Origin of the sequence: Paraburkholderia sp. BR13439, assembly GCF_040948805.1 — a bacterium.
Classification (GTDB): Bacteria; Pseudomonadota; Gammaproteobacteria; order Burkholderiales; family Burkholderiaceae; genus Paraburkholderia; species Paraburkholderia youngii.
The window spans coordinates 411708-433590 of the sequence record NZ_JBFPKN010000006.1 but is presented as its reverse complement, the minus strand read 5'-3'; the positions used below and the strand labels follow the sequence as shown (position 1 = coordinate 433590).

Genomic DNA, 21883 nt, shown 5'->3' with positions numbered 1-21883 from the left:
GCCCACACTTATCGGCTGTTAGTTTTTAAAGATCGATCCGCCCAACCCGCAGCGCCTGAACTACTACCACCCGGCACTGCTTCGTTTGCGTCGCTGCGTCTGCAGCAGAGAAGCGAGATTATGGAGAACTTTCACCGGATCGTCAACAGGTTTTTATCACTTGCTTAACCTGCCCACGCCGCTGAAGCCCTCGCCAACAAAGGCTTCCCGCTTCCCCGCGCCCCGGCGTCCGGAGCACGAAAGAGCGGAATTCTAATCGCCGCGGCCAGAACTTGCAAGTGATATCCTGGGGTTTTCCTTAAGGGGCCTTTCCCACTCGGCCCGGATCGTCTATCGCTGCCGTTTTGACTTCTGGCGCCACCGTCTGCGCCCCGGATGCGCCGATCGTCCAATCATGCAGCACGGTATGAGCGACCGCCAACAACGTTGGGCCGATGAAAACACCAAGAAACCCAAACGCAAACGCGCCGCCAAGGATGCCAAGCATGACCAGAATCAGGGGCATGTCACTGTTCTTGCCAATCAGGATCGGCTTGATGACGTTGTCCGCCATGCCGACTACAAGCAGACCCCATACAACCAGAAAAATCGCCCATCCAGTCGACCCGCCCTGATAGAGCCAGATCGCTGCCGGCAACCAGACAACGACGGGACCGCCCGGTATCACCGACAGAAAAAACGTCACGAGCCCGAGCAACGCCGGCGCCGGTACGCCCGCCATCCAGAAACCGAATCCCGCGAGAACCCCCTGCACCAAGGCCGTACCAAGAATCCCGTAGACCACACCCTTCACGGTGCTGCCCGCCAGCGCCAGCAGATACTCGGCGCGCTCACCGGCGACTCGACGCATGCCAGCGTTCAGCCATGCACCCGCCCCCTCGCCCCCGGTATAAAAGAAGAACGCAAGCACGATGCTCAGCGCGAGCAGCCCCAGCCCATGCGTCACCGCCAGCGCCGCCGCCAGAATCCACTTGCCAGCCGGCGCGGCGAGTGTGCGCAACTGCGCAATCAGCTCAGAATTGCTGCTGGTCAAGCGCTCCCAAAAAGCTTCGATGCTCGAACCAACCAGCGGAATCCGCTGTACCCACGGCGGCAGATCGGGCAACCCCGACTCGAACAGTCTTTCCACTAGCGCGACGATCTCGTGAACATGCGTACCGAACGCGAAACCCGCATAGACGAACGGCCCGAGCACCACGACTAGAATGATCAGCACGATCAAGGCCGCGGCCAGCTTGCGCCGGCCACCAACCACGCCAGTGAGTCGCCGGTAGAGTCCCCAGGAGCTGTAGCTAAGGATCGCGCCCCACAGCAGCGCGGTCGTAAATGGCGCCAGCACTAGCAGCGACCCACCCACGAGCACAATCAACGCGAATACGGCGGCTAGTCGCTCGATTAATTGGTCCGATTTCACGATGGATCTCCTGTTGCGCCAGACGTGGCGATGAAATGACACACGCCCGTCAGGCGCCCGCTAAACGCCGTAAGTATAGAAGCGAGTCGGGCGTCCGGGGTGTCGTATCCCATCCGGCCAGGGCGTTACGAGTCGCGTGCGACGTGCCAGCGGCGAACGCATTTTTTTAGATGAAAGAGTTCGAATCTGCCCGAAGATTGCCGACCAAGCCATATAGCTGCCTGGAAAAGACTAGAATATAAGGTTCCGTGCCCCCAATTTTTCTGGATTTATGCGCTCGCGAATCGCCAAACGTCTCCCTCCCGACGCCGACAAGCTCGTCGGTCTCTCGCTCGCGCTTTTCGCGTCGGGCAGCCGTACCGAAGATCGCTTCTGGGAAGCGAAGCTCGACGCGCTGCTGGCCAAAGTCGTGCGCAACGCCAACCAGACTACGCTGGACGCCGCGCTCGACCATCTGCAGCAAAACCATCCGGATGCCTACGGCGCGCTGGCCGACATGGCGGAAACGCATAGCGAATCGTTCGTCATCGAACACGAAGGCGTGTCTTACGAAGCGCTGCTGATCGCAGCTCCCGTGCTCGCCTGGACCCGCTACGTGATCCCGTCCGGCCCGCTCAAGTCCGACGCCGCCGATGCCCTGCGCGCACACCTGCAAGCGCACGTGCTCGCCGCGAACACGCGAGTGGCAATGGCTCCGTTCCTGTACAGCATCGACCAGTTGCCGCGCCATCACGTCGAAACCTGGCGCATCGCCCAGCAACTTGCGCAAGCCGCGGTCAGCGGCGGCAACGCGAAGCTCAATTTCGGCGAACTGCCGGAGACCTCACCGATTCTGGCGGACCCGCGCTTTCTGCTTGCCGTAGTCGCCGCGCCCGTCGGCGAAGCGACGTTTCGGTGGCAGGAAGAAGAGCACGGCACGCGGATCGAGCGCGGCCAATGTCTCGAGCAATGGGCCACGCAAGGCGGCGCGAACCTATCGGTCGTGCTGCCGGGCTGTGAATTCGAATGTCTGCTGCCGGATGCTTACTACTCGGCCTGCCGCGACGCCGACGAAAGCGTGCGTCCGCACACTGTGCGGACCGCCGTGCGTTATCTTTTCGACACCATTGGCGCGGCGCCGCAGGATCTGCGCGCGGTGGTCGCCGGCTTCGGTGAACGGCGCATCGACGAGTACCGCGTCGGCTTCACGCGCAAGGGCAGCAACGATGTGATCTACGGTGTCGTGTGGCCGCTCTACGGCCGCGAAAATGGCGAGCCAGGCATCGACGAGGAGCCGGAAGAAGTCACCGGCTCGGACGAGCCGCTGGAGGAAATTGTCGCGCTGCTGAAGGAAACCGGCATCACGGATGTACGCCGCCACGCGGGCCGCTTCGAGCCGGAATATTGCGACGACTGCGGCGTGCCGCTTTATGCGGACCCGCTCGGCGAAATCGTCCACGCGGAAATGCCCGAGGACGCCGAGCCCGCGCAACCACATTTCCACTAATCCCGCGTCCGCATCCACACCTTATCGCGAAAAAGCCCCGTCTATACGGGGCTTTTTTCGTTGAATGTCTGCTTTTCTTATGCCTTTTGGACAGCCGTCAAAACGGAGGGAATTTGTCATCATAGGCACGGTGACGCATCGCCGTGATCGGGTCAGCTCTACGAATCCCACAGATGCGTCGCGCCATTTCGCCCGATACATCTGGAGACATGCATGCGCTTCGCGATTCTCAATTCAAATGCAGAACGACGTGATGGACTCAAAGCCTTGCTGCGGCAGATCGACCGGCTGGCGCGCTTCACCGAGGCCGACGAATGGCGTCTGCTCGAACGTCCTTTCAAGCGTTATCGGCCGGATCTCGTCGTGATCGACTGGGAGGACTGGATGTCGGTTGCACAAGTTCGCGCACTGCTCAGCCACTTTCCCGACCTGCGCATCAGCGTGCTCACCGACGGGACCTTGCCCGCGCTCGTGCGTGCGCTGATGGACGAGGGTGTGCTCGGCGTCGTTCCACGCGACACCGATCCCTGCCTGATCGTGCGCGCATTGGAAATGGTGCTGCTCGGCGGTCACTACGTGCCGCCCGGCGCGCTGGCGATCGATCCGCCGCTGCCGACCGACACCACGATCCGCACGTTCGATGAAGAAAGTCCGCCGCCCCGCCGCAACAAACTCTCGAGCGGGCTGTCGCCGCGGCAAGAGCAGATCATGCGCTGCGTGCACATGGGCAGCACCAACAAGATGATCGCCCGCACGCTCGGCATTAGCGAAGGCACGGTCAAGATCCACCTGACGAGCATATTCCAGCAACTCGGCGCACCCAATCGCGCCGCCGCGGTCGCGCTTTACAACGGCTGGCTCACGAATCATTTGCAAGTGCTGCGCAACAACGGCGAGCACGGCGCGCAGCCGGTCATACGCGGGCAGCCTGGCCCGGTTCCGCTCCGGCAACGCCAACGCGCGCGCTTCCAGTATCCGTTGCCCGGCAGCGACACCAGCAGCGCGCTGCCGATGGCCGCGGAGCCCGCCACTTCGTACGGTGAAACCCAACACGGCAGGCCCGCGCGGAAGTCGGTCAGGCCGGACTCCGCATGACGCCGGTCGCGCCGCGCGTACGGTTAGAACAGCCGCATGTCCGCAGCGACATGCGCGCAGCGTCGAGGGTGGGCTGGCATGGAATCCGCTCACACCTTTTGTCGTCCAACGAGTAATATGAGACTCATGGGTTTCCTCTACACACCGCTTCCGTTCTGGGTCGCTGTCGGTGGCTGGATTGCCACCGCAATGGTGATCGCGCTCGCGCTGTGGAAAAATCCTTTCAAAAGACTTCAGGACGGCACGCTCCAGCATGTCTGGCTCGCGATAATCGTCGCGGTGTCGGTGCTGTGGGCGAGCAACGCCTGGCTCGACGACGGCACCGTGATGCATCTGCTCGGCGCCACGCTCGTCGTCACGCTATTCGACTGGGGACTCGCCCTGATCGCGATGGCGTTGGTCACGGGCGTCGCCGCCGTTGTCTTCGATGCGCCGTGGCAAGGCATTGCGCTGACGTTCCTCGTGTACGGCGCCCTGCCCGTCGCCGTGTCGACCTTGCTCCAGCGCATCTGCACCGCGTGGCTGCCGCGCAACCTTTTCATGTTCATCTTCGGCCAGGGCTTCGTTTCGCCCGCCATCGCCGTGTCCTTCACCGCCGCGGCTGCACTCTGCCTCCATATCGCGGTGTCCGGCGGCTCGATGACCGTGGTGCCGGTCGGCTACGCGCTCAGCGTGCTGCTGCTCGCCACTGGCGAAGCATGGTTCACCGGCATGGCGACCGCGCTGATCGCGGTCTATCGTCCGGCGTGGGTTACCACCTACGACGTGAGGCGCTATCGCCTGGGCGGCCCGCGCACCTGAGAATGCGCGCTTTGGCGTCGCGTGCGGCGGATCGGTGATAATCAGCGCCTCGTCGCCGGAGACTTTCCGGGCACGCCCATCAGGACAAGACAGAATATTTGCAGCAACATTGAACTCAACCCTTGCGCGGGGCATCTTATTTGCCTCATCTCCCATTTGCGTCTAAAGAACTAGATGGATCGCACCAATGTACCGAGCCGGTTGCTGCGGGCGATCGGCCGGTTGGCAGCCTGCGCAGCGAGTCTCTCGCTCATCTGCGCGGCTCCCGCATTCGCTGATCAGCTCGAACAGCACAACGACCTCGTCAAAAGATTTATCACCGAAATGCACGCGGATCCGCTCGTCGCGGACTGCGCCGCGCATGGCGACTTCGTCGCGAGCACGTCGACCGCGTTCGACCACGTCGAATTTCCGTCCAGTTCGTTCGACAGCGCGCACTCGTCCGTCACGCCGTGGAACGACTCGTTCGACGAAGGCAAGCAGCGCGTCAAGGTGGACAGCATCGTCACTGTCGAAGGCGTCGGTGTGCGCCAGAACAACTCGGGCGAGCCCGCCGATCTGAAATTCCGCTGCGGCTACGTGGGATCGCAAATGCTCGCGTTCAGCTGGAACGACCCGGTACCGCCGAACCGCGCGCGCAGCGAGGGATCGGGCAAGCACAAAAGCGGCAAAGGCAAGCACGCGGTCGGCGGCAAGACGCCGAAGAAGTCGTCGAAGTCAGGCTCGGGCCAATCGTCGCGCGCGACGTCGAGCAAATCGGCAAACAAGAGCTCGAAGAAGAAGAGCTAATCGCATCTGGCGCTGATCGAGCCGCGCCAGCGTCCGATCAGTCGCCCCAATAAAAAAGAGGCACGCACTTTTTCCGTGCGTGCCTCTTTTTTTGTGTCCAGCCGTCCGCTTATTCAGGCGAACGTCTCCACGTGACGCAGAATCGCCTGCAACATTGCGGCGCCAAGCGACGCGCTGCGCTCACCGTTCCAGCCCACGCGTTCGTCGGGCAGATTCGCATTGTCCTTGAACGGCATTTCCAACGTCAACGACAGACAGCCGAATTCATTGCCGATGTACTTCGACGCAAGCTTCAACGCATCCTCGCGATACTTGCTCGCCGCATAGCCATACTTGTCCTGAAAATCCGGACTCGCGTGCTTGAACGCGTCGATGAACGCTTTCTGCTCGCGCCCCTGCCGCTCGGTGAAGCCCGGCAGCATTTCGGAGCCCGCGACGAACACATACGGCAAAGCCTCGTCGCCGTGAATATCGAAGAACAGGTCGCAGCCTGTCGCGTGGATCGCGTCGCGCACCACCAGCACCTCGGGACTGCGCGCGGCGTCCGGCTCCATCCATTCGCGATTCAGGTTCGCGCCGGCCGCGTTGGTGCGCAGATTGCCGCGCACGCTGCCGTCCGGATTCATGTTCGGCACGATGTGAAACACCGCGTGATCGTACAGCTTGCGCGCGACCGGGTCGCCCGCCCAGTCTCCCCAGCCCACGAGGCGCTTCACCAACCCCTCGATGAACCATTCGGCCATCGTCTCGCCCGGATGCTGGCGAGCGATCAGCCAGATGTTCTTTTTGGGCGCGGCATTGGCGGCATCGTCCGCGGGCGGCGTGCCGAGCGTGAGCAGCGAAATCGGCCGCCCTTCGACCGTCTTGCCGAGCTCGGTCAGCGACGCGTGCGGCATCTGCTGAACGGCGCCGAGAAACTCGGCATGTCGCTCCTCGCTGTACGGTTCGAAGTACGCGTAATAGATGCTGTCGAAATCGGGCGTATGGTCGATCGTCAGAACGCGGCCGTCGTACGAGGTCGGCACGCGAAACCAGTTCACGCGGTCATAGCTCGCGACTGCCCGATAGTCGCGCCAGCCCTCCGCGAACGCGCACGCGGCGGCGTTCTCGAAGCTCATCACGCAGCGCTCGCCCGCCGCGCCCGACAGGCGGAAATAGAACCACTGCGCGAACTCGGCATGGCTGTCGGGCCGCACGCGCAGGCGAATATTGCCGGCGTCCTCGCAGGACAGCACATCGATTGCGCCTGCGTCGAAATTGCTCGTAATCGATAAGGTCATCAGAGTCTTCCCTGCCTGATTGCACGCTGCTTTTGTAGCGCAGCGGCCTGCTCATTCCGCAACGCGGCGGCGAAATACGAAAGTGGAGTCGTTCGAAGCTTCAGCGCTGAACGCGTAGCCTTCGGCGTCGAAGTCCTTCAGTTGCTCGGGACGATCGAGGCGGTTTTCCACCGCGAAGCGGGCCATCAAGCCCCGCGCGCGTTTTGCATGGAAGCTGATGATTTTGTAGCGGCCGCCCTTCCAGTCTTCGAACACCGGCGTGACCACCGGCGCGTCGAGCAGCTTCGGCTTGACCGATTTGAAGTATTCGCCCGACGCGCAATTGACCAGCACGCGCGAGGTGTCCGCATTCTTCTTCAACTGCGCGTTCAACGCGTGCGTGATCCGCTCGCCCCAGAACGCGTACAGATCCTTGCCGCGCGGATTGACGAAGCGCGTGCCCATTTCGAGCCGGTACGGCTGCAGCAGATCGAGCGGACGCAGCAGGCCATAGAGGCCCGACAGCACACGCACATGATTTTGCGCATAGTCGAGATCGGCCGACGACAACGACTTCGCATCGAAACCTTCGTACACGTCGCCGTTGAAAGCGAGCACCGCCTGCTTGGCGTTGTGCGTGCCGAATTGCGGCGACCAGTCCGCGTAACGCTGGAAGTTCAAATGCGCGAGCTGTTCGGAAATGCTCATCAGCGAAGCGATCTGTTGCGGCGACAAACGGCGCAGGCCGCTGATCAGTTCAGCGGCGTCATCGACGAAATCGGGGATCGTGTGCTTTTTGACGTGCGGCGGGGTGTCGTAGTCGAGCGATTTCGCCGGCGACAGAACGATTATCATAGAGGCTTGCAGGCACGCCGTGCCTGGCGGTCAAAGACGAAAGCCCGATTGTAACGAATGCCCCGTTCCCTCGCCTCAAGCGGCGCGTTGCGCGTCGTACTCGATTCTAACGTGTGGATCGATATTCTCGTATTCGACGACCCGCACACGCGGCCGATCGCCGCCGCGCTCGAAAGCGGCGCGCTTACCGCGCTAATCGACGCGCGTTGCCTCGCCGAGCTCGCCTACGTGCTCGACTATCCACAGTTCGCGCATCGCAACGTCGACAAAGCGGCTGCGCTCGCGGTGGTCGCGCGGCTGGCCCAACTGTTCGAGCCGCCTGCGCCACCCGAGCCGACCGAGCCCACCGATCACGCCCGGCCACTACCCCAATGCAAGGATCGCGACGACCAGAAGTTTCTCGAGCTCGCGCATGCGGCACGGGCCGACTGGCTCGTGTCGAAAGACCGTGCGGTGTTGAAGCTCGCGAAACGCACCGCGCGCGATTTCGGCTTCAGGATCGCCCCGCCGGCACCGTTCGCCGCGGAAATCGGCATCGTGCAGAATGCTGGGGGCGAGGCCGTCAGCGCGTGAAGCCGGCCGCCCGTAGGTAACGCCCGCGGCGCGCACAGCGTGTCGCGATTCCCTACAATCAGGCTTCGCCCATCGCAACATAGTTCGAGAATCCGGACAAACCAGGCCCACCCTATCGCCCCGCTACCCACGACGCCATGAACGCACCGCACGACACGCCCACGAGCCCCACGTTTCCGTCTCGCCTGCCGAACGTCGGCACGACGATTTTCACCGTGATGAGCGCGCTCGCCGCGGAAAAAGGCGCGGTCAACCTGGGTCAGGGCTTTCCCGACTTCGCCTGCGATCCGCGCATCGTCGACGCGGTCGCGAACGCGATGCGCGAGGGCCACAACCAATATCCGCCGATGGCCGGCGTGCTGCCGCTGCGTCAGGCGATTTCGGACAAGATCGCGAATCTGTACGGCCGCCGCTACGACGCGAACAGCGAAATTACCGTGACCGCGGGCGCCACGCAGGCGTTGCTGACCGCGATTCTTTGCGCGGTCCATGCGGGCGATGAAGTGATCGTGATCGAACCGACCTACGACAGCTATCTGCCGTCGATCGAACTGGCGGGCGGCAAGCCGGTCTTCGTCACGCTCGACGCACCCGACTACGCAATCCCGTTCGACAAGCTCGCCGCCGCGATCACGCCGAAGACACGGCTGATCATGATCAACACGCCGCACAATCCGACCGGCACGGTATGGCGCGAACAGGATATGCGCAAGCTCGAGGAGATCGTGCGCGGCACCAACGTGCTGATCCTGTCCGACGAGGTGTACGAGCACATGGTCTACGACGGCGCGCCGCATGAAAGCGTCGCGCGTTACCCGGAACTCGCGCAGCGCAGCTTCGTCGTGTCGAGCTTCGGCAAGACCTACCACGTGACCGGCTGGAAAGTCGGCTATGTGGCCGCGCCCGCCGCGCTGACCGCCGAGTTCCGCAAGGTGCACCAGTTCAACGTGTTCACCGTCAACACGCCGATGCAGATCGGTCTCGCGGATTACATGTTGGACCCGGCGCCGTATGTGGAGCTACCGGCGTTCTATCAGCGCAAGCGCGACTTCTTCCGCGCGGGCCTCGCGAATTCGCGCTTCCGGTTGCTGCCGTGCACGGGCACGTACTTTCAGTGCGTCGACTATTCTGCGATCAGCGACCTGCCTGAAGCCGAATTCGCGCAATGGCTGACCGGCGAGATCGGCGTCGCGGCGATTCCGGTCTCGGCGTTCTATCACGAGGCTCACGAGTCGGGCGTCGTGCGCTTCTGCTTCGCCAAGCAGGAAGGCACGCTCGCTACCGCGCTCGAACGGCTCACGCGGCTCTAGGGCGCTTCGCGCGATGTCACGAACGAACCCACGTTCCTTGCCATCGCGCTTTGCGGCATGGGGGTGCGCTTCGCACCCCTGCGCGCTTCACGGTGCCGCGTTCAATCCTTCAGGACTCACGCGACGCCGCGACCGCGGCCTTGCGATCTTCGGTCACGCGCTGCGCAGCCGGCCGCGCGTTGATCGTCTTCACGTAGCTCTTCCAGTCGATCCCCGCTTCGAGCAGAAAATCGCGGCCGTAAATGGTCTGTGTCGCCATACCGACGAGCGGCAGGCTCACGTAACCGGCGGTATCCGCGACGCTGAATTGCTCGCCGCACAGATACGGTGCGAACTTTGCGATCCGCTTGAAGCCGGCGATGTGATGCGTGAGCAGCTTCTCGACGCGCCCTTTCGTCGCGTCGCTGACCGTGCCGCCGAAAAACGCTTCCTTGTACAGATTGCGCACCGTCAACTCGAGATGCACATCGACGAAGAAGATCATTTCGCGCTCCTTGGCGGCCTGCCACGGATCGGCGGAGAAGATCGGCTTGTCGGGAAACCGCGCGGCCAGATATTCGACGATGCACTGCGACTCGCACAGATCGCCGTGCTCGGTCTGCAGATATGGCACCTTGCCGAGCGGCGAATGCTCGAGCAGCGCTTCGTCCTGGCTCGGCTTCACGAGGTGCTCCTCGAACTCGATGCCATGCTCGAGCAGCACGAACTTGACCTTGTTGTAGTAGTTGGAAAGTGCAAAACCGCACAGCTTGATCATCGGGCGTCTCCTTGTGTCATGGTGTGTGAGACCGCGCGTCGAGGTCGAAGCAGCGGCTTTCCATCGAATCATCCAGGAAACTGCACGATCGTGCTATTCTAAAATAACCATGGAGTCGGGCATCTCAATGAACTCTCGCAATTTCAGCATCGAGACCATCGGCATCGTCGGCACTGGCGCGATGGGCCGCGGGATCGCGCAGATCGCGGCGCTCGCTGGCCTACGTGTGCGGCTCTACGACACCAACGCGGCCGCCGTCGGCGCCGCGCGCGACTATCTCGCGGAGACTTTCGCCAAATTGACGGCCAAAGGCAAGCTCGAGCAGTCGCGCTCGCTCGCCGCGCTCGCCAACGTCAGCGGCGCGCAGGCGGTGAGCGAACTGGTCGGCTGCGATCTGATCGTCGAGGCGATCGTCGAAAAGCTCGAGGTGAAGCAGGCGCTGTTTCGCGAGCTCGAAACCGTGGTCAGCGGCCGCTGCATCCTCGCGTCGAATACGTCGTCGCTGTCGATCACCGCGATTGCCGCGGGCTGCACCGATCCGTCACGCGTGGTCGGCTATCACTTCTTCAATCCGGTGCCGCTCATGAAGGTCGTCGAAGTGATCGACGGCCTGCGCAGCGACCCCGAGGCCGGCAACGCGCTGATGGATCTCGCGCGCCGTATGGGCCACACGCCGGTGCGCGCGAAGGACATGCCCGGCTTCATCGTCAATCACGCGGGCCGCGGCATGAATACCGAGGGCTTGCGCGTGGCGAGCGAAGGTATCGCGAGCTTTGCGGACATCGACCGCATCATGCGCGAGCAGGCCGGCTTTCGCCTCGGCCCATTCGAACTGCTGGACTTGACCGCGCTCGACGTGTCCCATCCGGTGATGGAGTCGATCTATCACCAGTTCTACGAAGAACCGCGTTACACGCCGTCGCCGATTACGGGCACGCGGCTGTCGGGCGGACTGCTCGGCCGCAAGAGCGGCGAAGGTTTTTATCGCTACGTGGGCGGCAAACAACAGGTTCCCGCCGAAGCACCCGCGCCGGCCACGCTGCCGCAAAGCGTGTGGGTCAGCCGGCGCTATCGCGACGCGTATGAGGCCGTCGTGCAGCTGGTCGGCAAAGCGGGCGTGAAGCTCGACGACGGCGCGACGCCCGCCGCCGGTTCGCTGATCGTCGTCACGCCATTCGGCCACGACGCGACCACCGCCGCGGTCGACGAAGCGCTCGACGCGAGCCGCGTCGTCGCCGTCGACGCACTCTTCCCGCTCGTCGGCGCGCAACGCCGCACGCTGATGACCACGCCGGCCACGACACGCGCCGCGCGCGACAGCGCGCATGCGCTGTTCGCGGCCGACGGCATCCCCGTGACCGTTATCCGCGATTCGACCGGCTTCGTCGCGCAGCGGGTGGTCGCGACAATCGTCAATATCGGCTGCGATATTGCGCAAAAGCAGATCGCGACGCCGCAGGACATCGACCTTGCCGTGATGCTCGGTCTCGGTTATCCGCGCGGACCGCTCGCGCTCGGTGATGCGCTCGGCGCCGCCACCATTCTCTCGATCCTGCGCAACATGCACAGCGTGCTCGGCGAACCGCGCTATCGGCCGTCGCCGTGGCTCGCAAGACGCGCGCAACTCGGCCTCTCGCTCACCCAGCAAGACGCCGCCGACATTCAAACGGAGACCCAATCATGAGCGCCGCCCTGCTCGCTTCGCGCCCCGCCAGCAGCGAATCCACGCTGGTCCTTACGCTCTCGAATCCCGGTGCGCGCAATGCGCTGCATCCGGATATGTACGCGGCCGGCATCGAGGCATTCGATACCGTCGAGCGCGATCCGTCGATTCGCGCCGTCGTGATCACCGGCGCCGACGACTTCTTCTGCGCGGGCGGCAACCTGAACCGGCTGCTCGAAAATCGCGCGAAAGATCCGTCCGTGCAGGCCGATAGCATCGACATGCTCGCCCAATGGGTTTCAGCGCTGCGCCTGTCGTCGAAGCCGGTCATTGCCGCGGTGGAAGGCGCGGCGGCCGGCGCGGGATTTTCGCTCGCGCTCGCCTGCGATCTGATCGTCGCGGCGGACAACGCCAAGTTCGCGATGTCGTACGCGCGCGTCGGCTTGACGCCCGACGGCGGCGGCTCGTGGTTCCTCGCGCAGTCGCTGCCGCGCCAGCTGGCCACCGAGGTACTGATCGAAGCCAAACCGATCGGCGCCGCGCGTCTGCACGAACTCGGCGTCGTCAACCGGCTCACCAAAGCCGGCGCCGCGCTCGATTGCGCGCTCGCGTGGGCCGACGAGCTCGGCGCGATTTCGCCCAATTCGGTCGCCCGCATCAAAGGGCTGATCGCCGCGGCCGGCACGCAGCCGCTCACGGATCACCTGATCGCCGAGCGCGATAACTTCGTCGCGTCGCTGCATCATCGCGACGGTCTCGAAGGCATCAGCGCGTTCCTCGAAAAGCGCGCGCCGATTTACAGATAAGCGACGAGAGAGCCGCCCGACATGCCCGACTATCAACTGCCGAAACGGCGCCGCATCTTCCTGATGCGTCACGGCGACGTCACCTATTTCGACGACTCCGGCCGCGCGATCGATCCCGAAACGGTGCCGCTGAACGCGAACGGCCGCGAGCAGGCGAGCGCGGCGGGCCGCGTGTTCGCCGAGCAGCAGGTGCGCTTCGACCGCGTGATCGTCAGCGGCTTGCCGCGCACGATCGAAACCGCGCGGCGCGTGCTCGTCGAAACGGGTCAGCAGATCGAACCCGAACTCGAGCCCGCATTGCAGGAGATTCGCGGCGGGCGGCTCGGCAGCATTCCGCCGAGCGATATCGAGGCGGCGTTTCTCGGCGTGTTCGACGGCATCGTGCCGGAGAGCATGCGCTTTCTCGACGGCGAAACGATCGGCGAGCTGTTCGATCGCGTGCTGCCGGCCATCGCGGCGCTGCGCGAGGACACGTCGTGGGATACCGTGCTGCTGGTGCTGCACGGCGGCGTCAATCGCGCGATCCTGTCGCACGCGCTGACGGCGGGCGGCCGCACCTTCTTCGGTCATCTGTCGCAGGCGACCGGCTGCATCAATGCGCTCGACGTCGGCGCCGCGCCGCGCGACTGGGTGCTGCGCATGCTCAACTATTCACCGCCGTCGCCGTTGCATCGCGACGTTCGCAACACCACGATGGAAATGCTCTACGCACAATTCATCCGATTCCAGCGTAGCTGACACCGAACTGGAGGAGACACATGGCGCAAGCCACGCAGACCGGCGAACCCGCAGGCAGACAGGACTACTCGGCTTTCGAGGGCACCCGCCCGTTAAACGAGCGGCAACGTTTCGACCACGACGCGCTCGCCGCGTGGCTGGCCGGACATGTCGACGGCTTCGCGGGACCGCTCACGCTCGAGCAATTCGCGGGCGGACAATCCAATCCCACGTTCAAGCTGATCACGCCAACGCGCTCGTACGTGATGCGCGCGAAGCCCGGACCCTCCGCGAAGCTGCTGCCGTCCGCGCACGCGATCGAACGCGAATATCGCGTGATGCACGCGCTCGCCGGCACCGACGTGCCGGTCGCTCGGATGCTCGCACTGTGCGAGGACGAAAGTGTGATCGGCCGCGCGTTCTACGTGATGGAGTTCGTCGAAGGCCGCGTGCTGTGGGACCAATCGCTGCCCGGCATGACGGCCACCGAGCGCGCCGCAATCTATGACGAAATGAATCGCGTGATCGCGGCGTTGCACAGCGTCGACGTCGCCGCCGCCGGCCTCGCCGACTACGGCAAGCCAGGCAATTACTTCGCCCGCCAGATCGGCCGCTGGAGCAAGCAATATCTGGCATCCGAGACCGAACCGATCGACGCGATGCATCGGCTGATCGACTGGCTGCCGCAGCATATGCCGGCCGAAACGAACGAGCGCGTGTCGGTCGTGCACGGCGACTACCGGCTCGACAACCTGATCTTCGATCGCAACGAGCCGCGCGTGCTCGCGGTGCTCGACTGGGAACTGTCGACGCTCGGCGATCCGCTCGCCGACTTCGCGTATCACTGCATGGCATGGCATGTCGACCCGGCGCAGTTCCGCGGCATCGCGGGACTCGATTGGGACGCGCTCGGCATTCCCGATGAAGCGCGGTACGTCGAGCGTTATTGCCAACGCACTGGCCTCGAGATTCGTGGCGACTGGAATTTCTATCTGGCCTACAACATGTTCCGCATCGCCGCGATCCTGCAAGGGATCATGAAGCGCGCCGTCGACGGTACCGCGTCGAGCGCGCAGGCGCTCGACGCCGGCCGGCGCGCGAAGCCGATGGCCGAACTGGCCTGGCATTACGCGCAGAAGGTTCTCTAGGCACGAGGGCTCGCCCTGCTTCCGATTATTCGCAGTCCGTTACCCGCGAGGTCCCAGATGAATTTCGATTACACCCCGAAGGTCCAGGCGTTGCGCGAAAAACTGCTCGCCTTTTTCGACGAGCACATTTACCCGAACGAGCAGGCGTTCTATGCGGAGATCGCGCGCAATCGCCAGAACGGCAACGCATGGGTACCCACCGAACTGATCGAACAACTGAAGCAGAAGGCGCGCGATGCCGGCCTGTGGAATCTGTTCCTACCGCAATCGGAGCGCGGCGCCGGCCTGACGAATCTCGAATACGCGCCGCTGTGCGAGATCATGGGCCGCGTGCCCTGGGCGCCCGAAGTGTTCAACTGCAACGCGCCGGACACCGGCAACATGGAGACGATAGAGCGCTACGGCAGCGAAGACAACAAGCGCGAGTGGCTCGAACCGCTGCTGCAAGGGCAGATCCGTTCGGCGTTTCTGATGACGGAGCCGGAGGTCGCGTCGTCGGATGCGACGAATATCCAGACCAGCATCGTGCGCGATGGCGACCACTACGTGATCAATGGCCACAAGTGGTGGTCGTCGGGTGCGGGCGACCCGCGCTGCGCGATCTATATCGTGATGGGCAAGACCGATCCCGACGCGCCGCGCCATCAGCAGCAGTCGATGATCCTCGTGCCCGCCGACGCCACCGGCATCACCGTGCATCGTCCGCTCACGGTGTTCGGTTACGACGACGCGCCGCACGGCCACATGGAGATCACGCTCGACAACGTGCGCGTGCCCGCCACCAACCTGCTGCTCGGCGAAGGCCGCGGCTTCGAAATCGCGCAAGGCCGTCTCGGCCCAGGGCGCATCCATCACTGCATGCGCCTGATCGGTCTTGCCGAACGCGCGCTCGAACTGATGGCAAAGCGCTCGCTGCAACGTGTCGCGTTCGGCAAGCCGGTTGCATCGCAAGGCGTCACGCAGGAGCGTCTCGCCGAAGCGCGCTGCATGATCGAGCAGGCGCGTCTGCTCACGTTGAAGACCGCGTATATGATGGACACCGTCGGCAACAAGGGCGCGCGCGGCGAGATCGCGATGATCAAGGTGGTCGCGCCGAACATGGCGTGTCAGGTGATCGACTGGGCGATTCAGGCGCACGGCGGCGGCGGTGTCAGCGACGATTTCCCGCTCGCGTATGCGTATGCGTCGGCGCGCACGCTGCGTTTCGCCGACGGCCCCGATGAAGTGCACCGCAACGCGATCGCCAAGCTCGAACTCGCGCGTCATATGGATGCGGGTGCGGCGGCTCGCGTGGAAATGCCGGTCACGCGGGTTTGAGTGCTTCGGCCCAAAACGGGTGCGGCCGTTGAGGTCACTGCAAGCAGCATCGCGCGATCTATGCTCTAATTTTCGACAACGGCGGCGCCCTCTTTGCGGCGCCGCTTTGACGAACAAGGAGCCAGGATGATCGATGTCTATAGCTGGGCGACCCCGAACGGCCACAAGGTTCATATCATGCTCGAGGAGACGGGCCTACCCTACAACGTGCATGCCGTGAATATCGGTGCCGGTGACCAGTTCAAGCCCGAATTTCTCGCTATCAGTCCCAACAACAAGATTCCCGCGCTGGTCGATTCCGAAGGTCCGAAAGCCGCCGACGGACGGCCGTTCGCGCTATTCGAATCGGGTGCGATCCTGATTTATCTGGCCGAGAAGACCGGCAAGTTTCTACCGACCGACCCGGCCGGGCGCTACGCGGCACTGCAATGGCTGATGTTCCAGATGGGCGGCCTGGGTCCGATGCTCGGCCAAACGCATCACTTCCGCGTGTATGCACCCGAGCAGATCGAATACGCGGTCAATCGCTACACCAACGAAGCGCGACGCCTGTACGGCGTGATGGACACGCAACTCGGCAAGACGCGTTACCTCGCGGGCAACGACTATACGATCGCGGACATCGCCGCGTTTCCGTGGACCCGTTCGTGGAACAATCAGGGCGTCGATCTCGATTCGTTGCCGAACGTGAAGCGCTGGCATGAAGAGATCGCCGCGCGGCCGGCGGTCGTGCGCGGCGTCGACGTGCTCGCATCCGCGCGCGAGCCGCTGATGGACGACAAGGCGAAAGAAATTCTGTTTGGCGCGACGCAGTACGCGAAACACTAGTTGCGCGCCGTCTCGCTGACGCGGCTGGACACAAACACAAAGCGCGAGCGGCATGTCTGCCCGATCGCGCTTTTTCATTTCATCAGCGAAGGGCGAGCGCTAGAAGTAATGCCGGGTGATGAACTCCGCGACGCACACCGGTCGTTCGCCGCCCTGACGCTCCAGCGTCAAGTTCCAGGCGACTTGCACACCATTGTTGTCTACGTCGGTCACCGACTCGACGGCGAACTTCCCACGCAGCGACGACCCCACGAGTACCGGCGACATGAAACGCACGCGGTTCAAGCCGTAGTTCACGCCCATGCGCTGCTCGATTCTCAGCGTCTTGCCGAGCAAAGCCGGAATCAGCGACAGCGTCAGAAACCCATGCGCGATCGGCCCGCCAAACGGCGATTCGCGTTTGGCCCGCTCGGGATCGATGTGAATCCACTGATGATCGCCGGTCGCCTCGGCGAAACGGTTGACCCTGTCCTGATCGACGCTCAGCCATTCGCTGACGAGCGGCTCCGCGCCGACGAGCGCGCGCAGAGCGTCCGCACTGTCGAAGGCGGCGATCGTCGCCGCGCTCGCCATCATGCCGCCGCTCCCGGATTGCGCAGGCCGAACATGCCGTTCGAGCGCACCGTGATCACCGTGTCGCCGTGCTGATTGATGCCCTCCCAGCGCGTCGACACGATGCCGCGATCGGGCTTGCTCTGCGACACGCGCTTAGCGACGATGACGTTCATCATCGTGATCGTGTCGCCGACTCGCACTGGCTTCAACCAGCGAATCTCGTCGATGCCGGGCGAACCCATCGACGTTGAATCCGCCAGCACCTTGCGCACGAGCATGCCCATCATCACCGAGCACGTGTGCCAGCCGCTCGCTACGAGCCCGCGGAACGGCGATTCGGCCGCGGCGGCTTCGTCGAGATGAAACGGCTGCGGATCGAACTTCTGCGCGAACTCGACAATCTCCTCGCGCGTGAACGTGTGCTTGCCGATTTCGTGGCTCGCGCCCACTTCCATGTCTTCGAAACTGATTTTCATCAGTGCACCTCCTTGGTTCGGTGGAACGGCCCGATCAGACTTCGGCGACCGCAAATCCGGGCAGCGTGGCAAACCGCGCGAGATGATGATCGACGTCGCCGAGCGTGGTCTCGATGATCGCGAGGCGCTTGAACAGGTGCGCGGCCGCCACTTCGTTCGTGACACCCATGCCGCCGTGCAACTGCACCGCCTGTTGACCGACGAAACGCGCGGCCTGGCCGACCCGAACCTTGGCCGCGGAGATCGCGCGACGGCGCTCGTTCGTGTCTTCACTTGCGTAGCGCATCGCTGCGAGATACGTGATAGAGCGCGCCTGCTCCGCGTGGATCAGCATCTCGACCATGCGGTGCTGCAGCGCCTGGAAACGCGCGATCGGCTGACCGAACTGCTGGCGCGTTTTCGTATATTCGACGGTGGCGTGATTGAGCGCGTCGAGCGCGCCGATCGCCTCCGCGCACAGCAGCAGCGTGCCGTAGTCGGCGATCTGCTCGAGCGTTGCCGCCCCCGCATGTTCGCCGGAGAGCCGGCGCGCGGGCGTGCCGTTGAATTCGAGAGTTGCGGCGCGTTGACCGTCGATGGTGCGGTACTCGCTAAGCGTGACGCGGGTCGCGTCGCGCGCGACGACGAAGAGTGCGATCTCGCCATCGAGACGCGCCGGCACGATCCAGTGGTCCGCCTGCGCGCCGTGCAGCACGACAGATTTGCTGCCGCTCAGCGTGTGCTGCGCGCCCTGCCCGTTCGCGGTCGTCGCGAGGTCGAACAGATCGTAGCGGGCATGCGGCTCATGAAACGCCACGGCCAGTTTGGCTTCGCCCTGGGCCGCCCGTTCGAGCAGCGCGGCATCTTCGCCGTCGCCGGTGCCGGCGAGCCGCAGTGCTTCGATGCCGACCGCGGTCGCCCAATACGGCTCGACGACGAGCGCGCGGCCGAGCTCCTGCATGACCACGAGCATGTCGATCGGGCCGCCGTTGAAGCCGCCCTGCGCTTCTGGCACCGGCAACGCGGTCAGCCCCAATTCGGTGAACGCAGCCCAATGATCGGCCGATATGCCCGCCTCCGAGCGCACGATTGCCTGGCGCGCTTCGAAGCCGTAGCTCTTCTCGAGATAGCGGCGCAGCGCATCGGCAAATTGCTGCTGTTCGTCGTTGAAAGTGAAGTCCATGCGCCGCTCCTCAAAGTCCGAGAATCATCTGCGCGATGATGTTCTTTTGAATTTCGTTCGAGCCGCCGTAAATCGACGTCTTGCGGAAGTTGAAGTAGTACGCGGCAAGCGGCGCGGCATCGTCGTCGCCGGCAAGACTGTGCTCGCGTTCGCCTTCGAGGAACGGCACGTCGAACGGCGCGGCCAGCGGACCGATCGCTTCGAACATCAGTTCGGTGAGTCCCTGTTGCACTTCCGTGCCCTTGATCTTCAGCATCGACGCTTCCGGGCCCGGGCCGCGACCGCCCGCCTCGTTCGCCACCACGCGTTGCACGGTGACTTCCAGCGCCATCAACTCGATTTCGAGACTCGCGACCTTTGCCGCAAACACTGGATCGTGCAGCAGCGGCTTGCCGTTCTTTTTCTGATTCAGCGCGACACGCTTGAGAAACACCAGTTCACGCTTCGACGCACCGACTCGCGCGATGCCGGTACGCTCGTGACCGAGCAGATATTTCGCATAGGTCCAGCCGCGATTTTCTTCGCCGACCAGATTGTCGAGCGGCACTTTGACGTCCTCGAAGAACACTTCATTGACTTCGTGATCTTCGTCGAGCGTGATGATGGGCCGCACCGTGATGCCCGGCGTTTTCATGTCGATCAGCAGGAACGAGATGCCCTCCTGCTTTTTGGCGCCGCTGTCGGTGCGCACGAGGCAGAACATCATGTCGGCGTGCTGGCCGAGCGTGGTCCAGGTCTTCTGACCGTTGACCACGTAATGATCACCGACGCGCTCGGCGCGGGTGCGCAGCGACGCAAGGTCGGAACCCGATCCGGGCTCCGAATAGCCCTGACACCACCAGTCAGTGCCGTCGAGAATGCGCGGCAGATAGTGGCGTTTCTGCGCCTCGTTGCCGTACTTCATCAGCACCGGCGCAACCATCGACACGCCGAAAGGCAGCACGGTAGGTGCGCCAACACGCGCGCACTCTTCTTCCCAGATATGTCGTTGGGTCGCGTCCCAGCCGGGGCCGCCGTATTCGCGCGGCCACGCGACCGCCGACCAGCCTCGCGTGCCGAGCAGCCTGTGCCAGCTTGCGAAGTCTTCGCGGGAAAGACGTTTGTGATTGAGAACCTTGTCGCTCAGTTCGCGAGGCAGATTCGCTTCGAGCCAGGCGCGGATGTCGGCGCGGAACGCGTCTTCAGCGGGGGAATAGTCCAGATTCATGCGTAGTGTCTCCTGGCCGCCACCACCCAGCCGCCTGGAGCCACCGCGCTACTGCAGTGGTTCCTTCAGCGCAGCCGGGACCGGCAGCGGCATCACTTCGATGCCTTCTTCGACCAAGGCACGCGCATCCTCGGGTGTGGTGACACCACGAATACTGCGCGCGGGCGCTTCGTTGTAGTGAATGCGCCGCGCTTCCTCGGCGAAGCGGTCGCCCACGTTCTCGGTCTTCTCCAGTACCTCGCGCAGCGCGCGAATCATGTGCGCCTGCATTTGCTCCATGCCCGCCGGCGCTTTTGAGTCGGTCGCGCCCGACAGATTCAGACGCGGTGCCGACGGCAAACGGCTCACCTCGTGCGCACCGCAGATCGGACATTCGACGAGCTTGCGGGACTGCTGCGACTCGAAGTCATCAGCCGAAGCGAACCAGCCTTCGAACCGATGGCCATGCGGACACTGTAAATCGAGGACCTTCATGTGGAATCAGGGCTTGCGTGCCAGTTTAGCGCAAAATGGAAATTTGTGAACGATCGTTCGTAAAACCTTAGGGCCGACGTACAGCCGCCAGCTGCCGCAACGGAATATCACGTGGGTGCGCGATTTTAACGCTTTACGGCATGTGCTGCCGAAGGCGGCCCGAGCGCTAACCGGTGCCACACTTGCTCGGTTCTCCAGCCCGTTTGCGGCGCACCGCTACACCACGAGATTGCCGAGTTGACGACTCACGCGCGGTTCAATCTGACGGGCCTCCTTCGTCAGATTGATCTGCTTCGCCAGTTTTGCGACATCCGCGACACCGATCTCAATCTCGTACCCACCGCGCGCGGTCAGCCATTCGAGGACGTCCGTCAGATGCCACACCGACGCACTGCCTTCGTGGACCGGGGGCGGAAAGTCGATGGCGTTGTTCAGCATCAGCTTGCGCATGTTTTGCCGCGACACTCCCGCCATTTCGGCCACGTCGGTCAGCCCCACGAAGTCAGGTCCTGCCTCGACCAGTTGCGCGGACGGCACAGCGCGTTTCACGTCCTCGAGCGCGCTGGTGACAGCCTCGAATGCGCTCGTGGCTTCACGGGTGAAAAGCAGCGCGAGGCGGCCTGGTTGCCCGACGCCAATGGTTGCATCGTCGCACCCCGCTTCGCCCAACCGCTCGACGATTGCGTCTGCATCGCAATCTTCCGCGGCGAGGCGGTACTTCAACGTGAACACATATTCCATACATTACTCCTGTCTTTGTTGAGCCCAGGTTATTGCGATTCCTGTTTGCTGCCTACGAACCCACTAGCGGCGTGCCGCGCAGTTGCCGACAATGCGCCGCAAGTGTCTGGCGTGATTGCCGGGATTCTTCGGCGTAGTCCAGACGCTCGATATACAGAACTCTGCGCACCGACATTCGCGTCTTTGTACGGGCAATAGATTTTTCCCCACGCATGACCTCTTCCGCCGTCCTGAACGCGCCAGCCGTGCTGTTCCGCGTACGCCAATGCGGCCTCGATCTCTTTCTTCTTGTGCCTTCCTCGAACCATCGACACCTCCAATCTAGCCGCTCAATCTCGGGTTGTCAATTGACAACCTTGGTTGAGCTGGAATCAGATCAGTCCAATGACTAGCGCCGGTTATTCCACACAAAATCGACGATGGCCTCGGTGATCGGAGGGGTCATACTAG

General features: G+C 63.4%; 22 protein-coding genes and 1 pseudogene. 12 read left to right on the top strand and 11 right to left on the bottom strand.

Going from position 1 to position 21883, the window contains the following annotated elements; genetic code table 11:
* Positions 1-298: 298 nt before the first annotated feature.
* Positions 299-1414, bottom strand: a complete 1116-nt coding sequence (locus tag AB3X96_RS15575; protein ID WP_368590410.1) for an AI-2E family transporter — start codon at positions 1412-1414, stop codon at positions 299-301.
* Positions 1415-1685: 271 nt separating this feature from the next.
* Here AB3X96_RS15575 and AB3X96_RS15570 point away from each other — a divergent pair, with 271 nt between their 5' ends.
* The 4 genes from AB3X96_RS15570 (at position 1686) to AB3X96_RS15555 (ending at position 5585) form a co-directional block, all read left to right on the top strand.
* Positions 1686-2900, top strand: a complete 1215-nt coding sequence (locus AB3X96_RS15570; protein WP_368590394.1) for a DUF2863 family protein — start codon at positions 1686-1688, stop codon at positions 2898-2900.
* Between the two features lie 213 nt (positions 2901-3113).
* Positions 3114-3995, top strand: coding sequence for a LuxR C-terminal-related transcriptional regulator (locus AB3X96_RS15565; protein ID WP_368590393.1), 882 nt, complete (start codon positions 3114-3116; stop codon positions 3993-3995).
* 126 nt (positions 3996-4121) lie between these two features.
* Positions 4122-4796, top strand: coding sequence for an energy-coupling factor ABC transporter permease (locus tag AB3X96_RS15560; protein WP_368590409.1), 675 nt, complete (start codon positions 4122-4124; stop codon positions 4794-4796).
* A 174-nt stretch (positions 4797-4970) separates the two neighbouring features.
* A complete protein-coding gene (locus tag AB3X96_RS15555; protein WP_368590392.1) occupies positions 4971-5585 on the top strand; it encodes a hypothetical protein in 615 nt (204 codons plus the stop codon).
* A 113-nt stretch (positions 5586-5698) separates the two neighbouring features.
* Here the strand turns inward: AB3X96_RS15555 and AB3X96_RS15550 are convergent, their stop codons facing one another.
* Positions 5699-6865, bottom strand: a complete 1167-nt coding sequence (locus AB3X96_RS15550; RefSeq protein ID WP_176121333.1) for a carboxypeptidase family protein — start codon at positions 6863-6865, stop codon at positions 5699-5701.
* Positions 6866-6916: 51 nt separating this feature from the next.
* The gene (yaaA, locus tag AB3X96_RS15545; RefSeq protein WP_368590391.1) at positions 6917-7699 is read right to left on the bottom strand and encodes a peroxide stress protein YaaA; all 783 of its coding nucleotides are present in this window, start codon (positions 7697-7699) and stop codon (positions 6917-6919) included.
* Between the two features lie 57 nt (positions 7700-7756).
* On the opposite strand from yaaA, the gene AB3X96_RS15540 reads away from it, so the two are divergent.
* Together AB3X96_RS15540 and AB3X96_RS15535 are read left to right on the top strand one after the other, a co-directional pair.
* Positions 7757-8272, top strand: coding sequence for a putative toxin-antitoxin system toxin component, PIN family (locus AB3X96_RS15540; protein WP_368590390.1), 516 nt, complete (start codon positions 7757-7759; stop codon positions 8270-8272).
* 137 nt (positions 8273-8409) lie between these two features.
* Entirely contained in the window at positions 8410-9582 is a 1173-nt protein-coding gene (locus tag AB3X96_RS15535) for a pyridoxal phosphate-dependent aminotransferase (RefSeq protein ID WP_368590389.1), read from the top strand.
* Positions 9583-9691: 109 nt separating this feature from the next.
* Here the strand turns inward: AB3X96_RS15535 and AB3X96_RS15530 are convergent, their stop codons facing one another.
* The gene (locus AB3X96_RS15530) at positions 9692-10339 is read right to left on the bottom strand and encodes a glutathione S-transferase family protein (protein WP_368590388.1); all 648 of its coding nucleotides are present in this window, start codon (positions 10337-10339) and stop codon (positions 9692-9694) included.
* A 127-nt stretch (positions 10340-10466) separates the two neighbouring features.
* Between AB3X96_RS15530 and AB3X96_RS15525 the strand changes: the two genes are divergently transcribed.
* From AB3X96_RS15525 to AB3X96_RS15500, 6 genes are all read left to right on the top strand, one after another.
* Complete coding sequence (locus AB3X96_RS15525) at positions 10467-12023, top strand: 3-hydroxyacyl-CoA dehydrogenase (RefSeq protein ID WP_368590387.1); 1557 nt, start codon at positions 10467-10469, stop codon at positions 12021-12023.
* Positions 12020-12808 (top strand): oxepin-CoA hydrolase, alternative type, encoded by a 789-nt coding sequence (locus AB3X96_RS15520; protein WP_368590386.1) that lies wholly within the window; start codon positions 12020-12022, stop codon positions 12806-12808. Before AB3X96_RS15525 ends, AB3X96_RS15520 begins: the two co-directional genes overlap by 4 nt.
* 21 nt (positions 12809-12829) lie before the next feature.
* Positions 12830-13546: a histidine phosphatase family protein gene (locus AB3X96_RS15515; RefSeq protein WP_368590385.1), complete on the top strand. Its 717-nt coding sequence runs from the start codon at positions 12830-12832 to the stop codon at positions 13544-13546.
* A 20-nt stretch (positions 13547-13566) separates the two neighbouring features.
* A complete protein-coding gene (locus AB3X96_RS15510; RefSeq protein WP_368590384.1) occupies positions 13567-14673 on the top strand; it encodes a phosphotransferase in 1107 nt (368 codons plus the stop codon).
* 57 nt (positions 14674-14730) lie between these two features.
* The gene (locus AB3X96_RS15505; protein ID WP_368590383.1) at positions 14731-15990 is read left to right on the top strand and encodes an acyl-CoA dehydrogenase family protein; all 1260 of its coding nucleotides are present in this window, start codon (positions 14731-14733) and stop codon (positions 15988-15990) included.
* Positions 15991-16116: 126 nt separating this feature from the next.
* A complete protein-coding gene (locus AB3X96_RS15500) occupies positions 16117-16818 on the top strand; it encodes a glutathione binding-like protein (protein WP_368590382.1) in 702 nt (233 codons plus the stop codon).
* Between the two features lie 99 nt (positions 16819-16917).
* On the opposite strand, the gene AB3X96_RS15495 is transcribed toward AB3X96_RS15500, so the two are convergent.
* The 7 genes and pseudogenes from AB3X96_RS15495 to AB3X96_RS15465 all read right to left on the bottom strand — a co-directional run bounded on the left by AB3X96_RS15495 (position 16918) and on the right by AB3X96_RS15465 (position 21741).
* Complete coding sequence (locus AB3X96_RS15495; RefSeq protein WP_368590381.1) at positions 16918-17394, bottom strand: MaoC family dehydratase; 477 nt, start codon at positions 17392-17394, stop codon at positions 16918-16920.
* Positions 17391-17849, bottom strand: coding sequence for a MaoC family dehydratase (locus AB3X96_RS15490; protein ID WP_368590380.1), 459 nt, complete (start codon positions 17847-17849; stop codon positions 17391-17393). Before AB3X96_RS15490 ends, AB3X96_RS15495 begins: the two co-directional genes overlap by 4 nt.
* Positions 17850-17883: 34 nt before the next feature.
* Positions 17884-19011 carry an acyl-CoA dehydrogenase family protein gene (locus tag AB3X96_RS15485; protein WP_368590379.1) on the bottom strand — a complete coding sequence of 376 codons (1128 nt, stop codon included), beginning with the start codon at positions 19009-19011 and terminating at the stop codon, positions 17884-17886.
* A 10-nt stretch (positions 19012-19021) separates the two neighbouring features.
* The gene (locus tag AB3X96_RS15480) at positions 19022-20218 is read right to left on the bottom strand and encodes an acyl-CoA dehydrogenase family protein (RefSeq protein WP_368590378.1); all 1197 of its coding nucleotides are present in this window, start codon (positions 20216-20218) and stop codon (positions 19022-19024) included.
* Positions 20219-20266: 48 nt separating this feature from the next.
* On the bottom strand, positions 20267-20692 hold the full coding sequence (locus AB3X96_RS15475) for a DUF1178 family protein (RefSeq protein WP_013088951.1): 426 nt from the start codon (positions 20690-20692) through the stop codon (positions 20267-20269).
* Between the two features lie 216 nt (positions 20693-20908).
* The gene (locus tag AB3X96_RS15470; RefSeq protein WP_368590377.1) at positions 20909-21433 is read right to left on the bottom strand and encodes a helix-turn-helix transcriptional regulator; all 525 of its coding nucleotides are present in this window, start codon (positions 21431-21433) and stop codon (positions 20909-20911) included.
* A gap of 63 nt (positions 21434-21496) precedes the next feature.
* Positions 21497-21741, bottom strand: a pseudogene (locus AB3X96_RS15465) (hypothetical protein).
* Positions 21742-21883: the final 142 nt, after the last annotated feature.

What these genes read in the sequence shown, in the direction of transcription:
- AB3X96_RS15570 (WP_368590394.1), top strand. Translation starts at nt 1,686, where the DNA reads ATGCGCTCGCGAATCGCCAAACGTCTCCCTCCCGACGCCGACAAGCTC.
- AB3X96_RS15565 (WP_368590393.1), top strand. Translation starts at nt 3,114, where the DNA reads ATGCGCTTCGCGATTCTCAATTCAAATGCAGAACGACGTGATGGACTC.
- AB3X96_RS15560 (WP_368590409.1), top strand. Translation starts at nt 4,122, where the DNA reads ATGGGTTTCCTCTACACACCGCTTCCGTTCTGGGTCGCTGTCGGTGGC.
- AB3X96_RS15555 (WP_368590392.1), top strand. Translation starts at nt 4,971, where the DNA reads ATGGATCGCACCAATGTACCGAGCCGGTTGCTGCGGGCGATCGGCCGG.
- AB3X96_RS15550 (WP_176121333.1), bottom strand. Translation starts at nt 6,865, where the DNA reads ATGACCTTATCGATTACGAGCAATTTCGACGCAGGCGCAATCGATGTG.
- yaaA (WP_368590391.1), bottom strand. Translation starts at nt 7,699, where the DNA reads ATGATAATCGTTCTGTCGCCGGCGAAATCGCTCGACTACGACACCCCG.
- AB3X96_RS15540 (WP_368590390.1), top strand. Translation starts at nt 7,757, where the DNA reads ATGCCCCGTTCCCTCGCCTCAAGCGGCGCGTTGCGCGTCGTACTCGAT.
- AB3X96_RS15535 (WP_368590389.1), top strand. Translation starts at nt 8,410, where the DNA reads ATGAACGCACCGCACGACACGCCCACGAGCCCCACGTTTCCGTCTCGC.
- AB3X96_RS15530 (WP_368590388.1), bottom strand. Translation starts at nt 10,339, where the DNA reads ATGATCAAGCTGTGCGGTTTTGCACTTTCCAACTACTACAACAAGGTC.
- AB3X96_RS15525 (WP_368590387.1), top strand. Translation starts at nt 10,467, where the DNA reads ATGAACTCTCGCAATTTCAGCATCGAGACCATCGGCATCGTCGGCACT.
- AB3X96_RS15520 (WP_368590386.1), top strand. Translation starts at nt 12,020, where the DNA reads ATGAGCGCCGCCCTGCTCGCTTCGCGCCCCGCCAGCAGCGAATCCACG.
- AB3X96_RS15515 (WP_368590385.1), top strand. Translation starts at nt 12,830, where the DNA reads ATGCCCGACTATCAACTGCCGAAACGGCGCCGCATCTTCCTGATGCGT.
- AB3X96_RS15510 (WP_368590384.1), top strand. Translation starts at nt 13,567, where the DNA reads ATGGCGCAAGCCACGCAGACCGGCGAACCCGCAGGCAGACAGGACTAC.
- AB3X96_RS15505 (WP_368590383.1), top strand. Translation starts at nt 14,731, where the DNA reads ATGAATTTCGATTACACCCCGAAGGTCCAGGCGTTGCGCGAAAAACTG.
- AB3X96_RS15500 (WP_368590382.1), top strand. Translation starts at nt 16,117, where the DNA reads ATGATCGATGTCTATAGCTGGGCGACCCCGAACGGCCACAAGGTTCAT.
- AB3X96_RS15495 (WP_368590381.1), bottom strand. Translation starts at nt 17,394, where the DNA reads ATGATGGCGAGCGCGGCGACGATCGCCGCCTTCGACAGTGCGGACGCT.
- AB3X96_RS15490 (WP_368590380.1), bottom strand. Translation starts at nt 17,849, where the DNA reads ATGAAAATCAGTTTCGAAGACATGGAAGTGGGCGCGAGCCACGAAATC.
- AB3X96_RS15485 (WP_368590379.1), bottom strand. Translation starts at nt 19,011, where the DNA reads ATGGACTTCACTTTCAACGACGAACAGCAGCAATTTGCCGATGCGCTG.
- AB3X96_RS15480 (WP_368590378.1), bottom strand. Translation starts at nt 20,218, where the DNA reads ATGAATCTGGACTATTCCCCCGCTGAAGACGCGTTCCGCGCCGACATC.
- AB3X96_RS15475 (WP_013088951.1), bottom strand. Translation starts at nt 20,692, where the DNA reads ATGAAGGTCCTCGATTTACAGTGTCCGCATGGCCATCGGTTCGAAGGC.
- AB3X96_RS15470 (WP_368590377.1), bottom strand. Translation starts at nt 21,433, where the DNA reads ATGGAATATGTGTTCACGTTGAAGTACCGCCTCGCCGCGGAAGATTGC.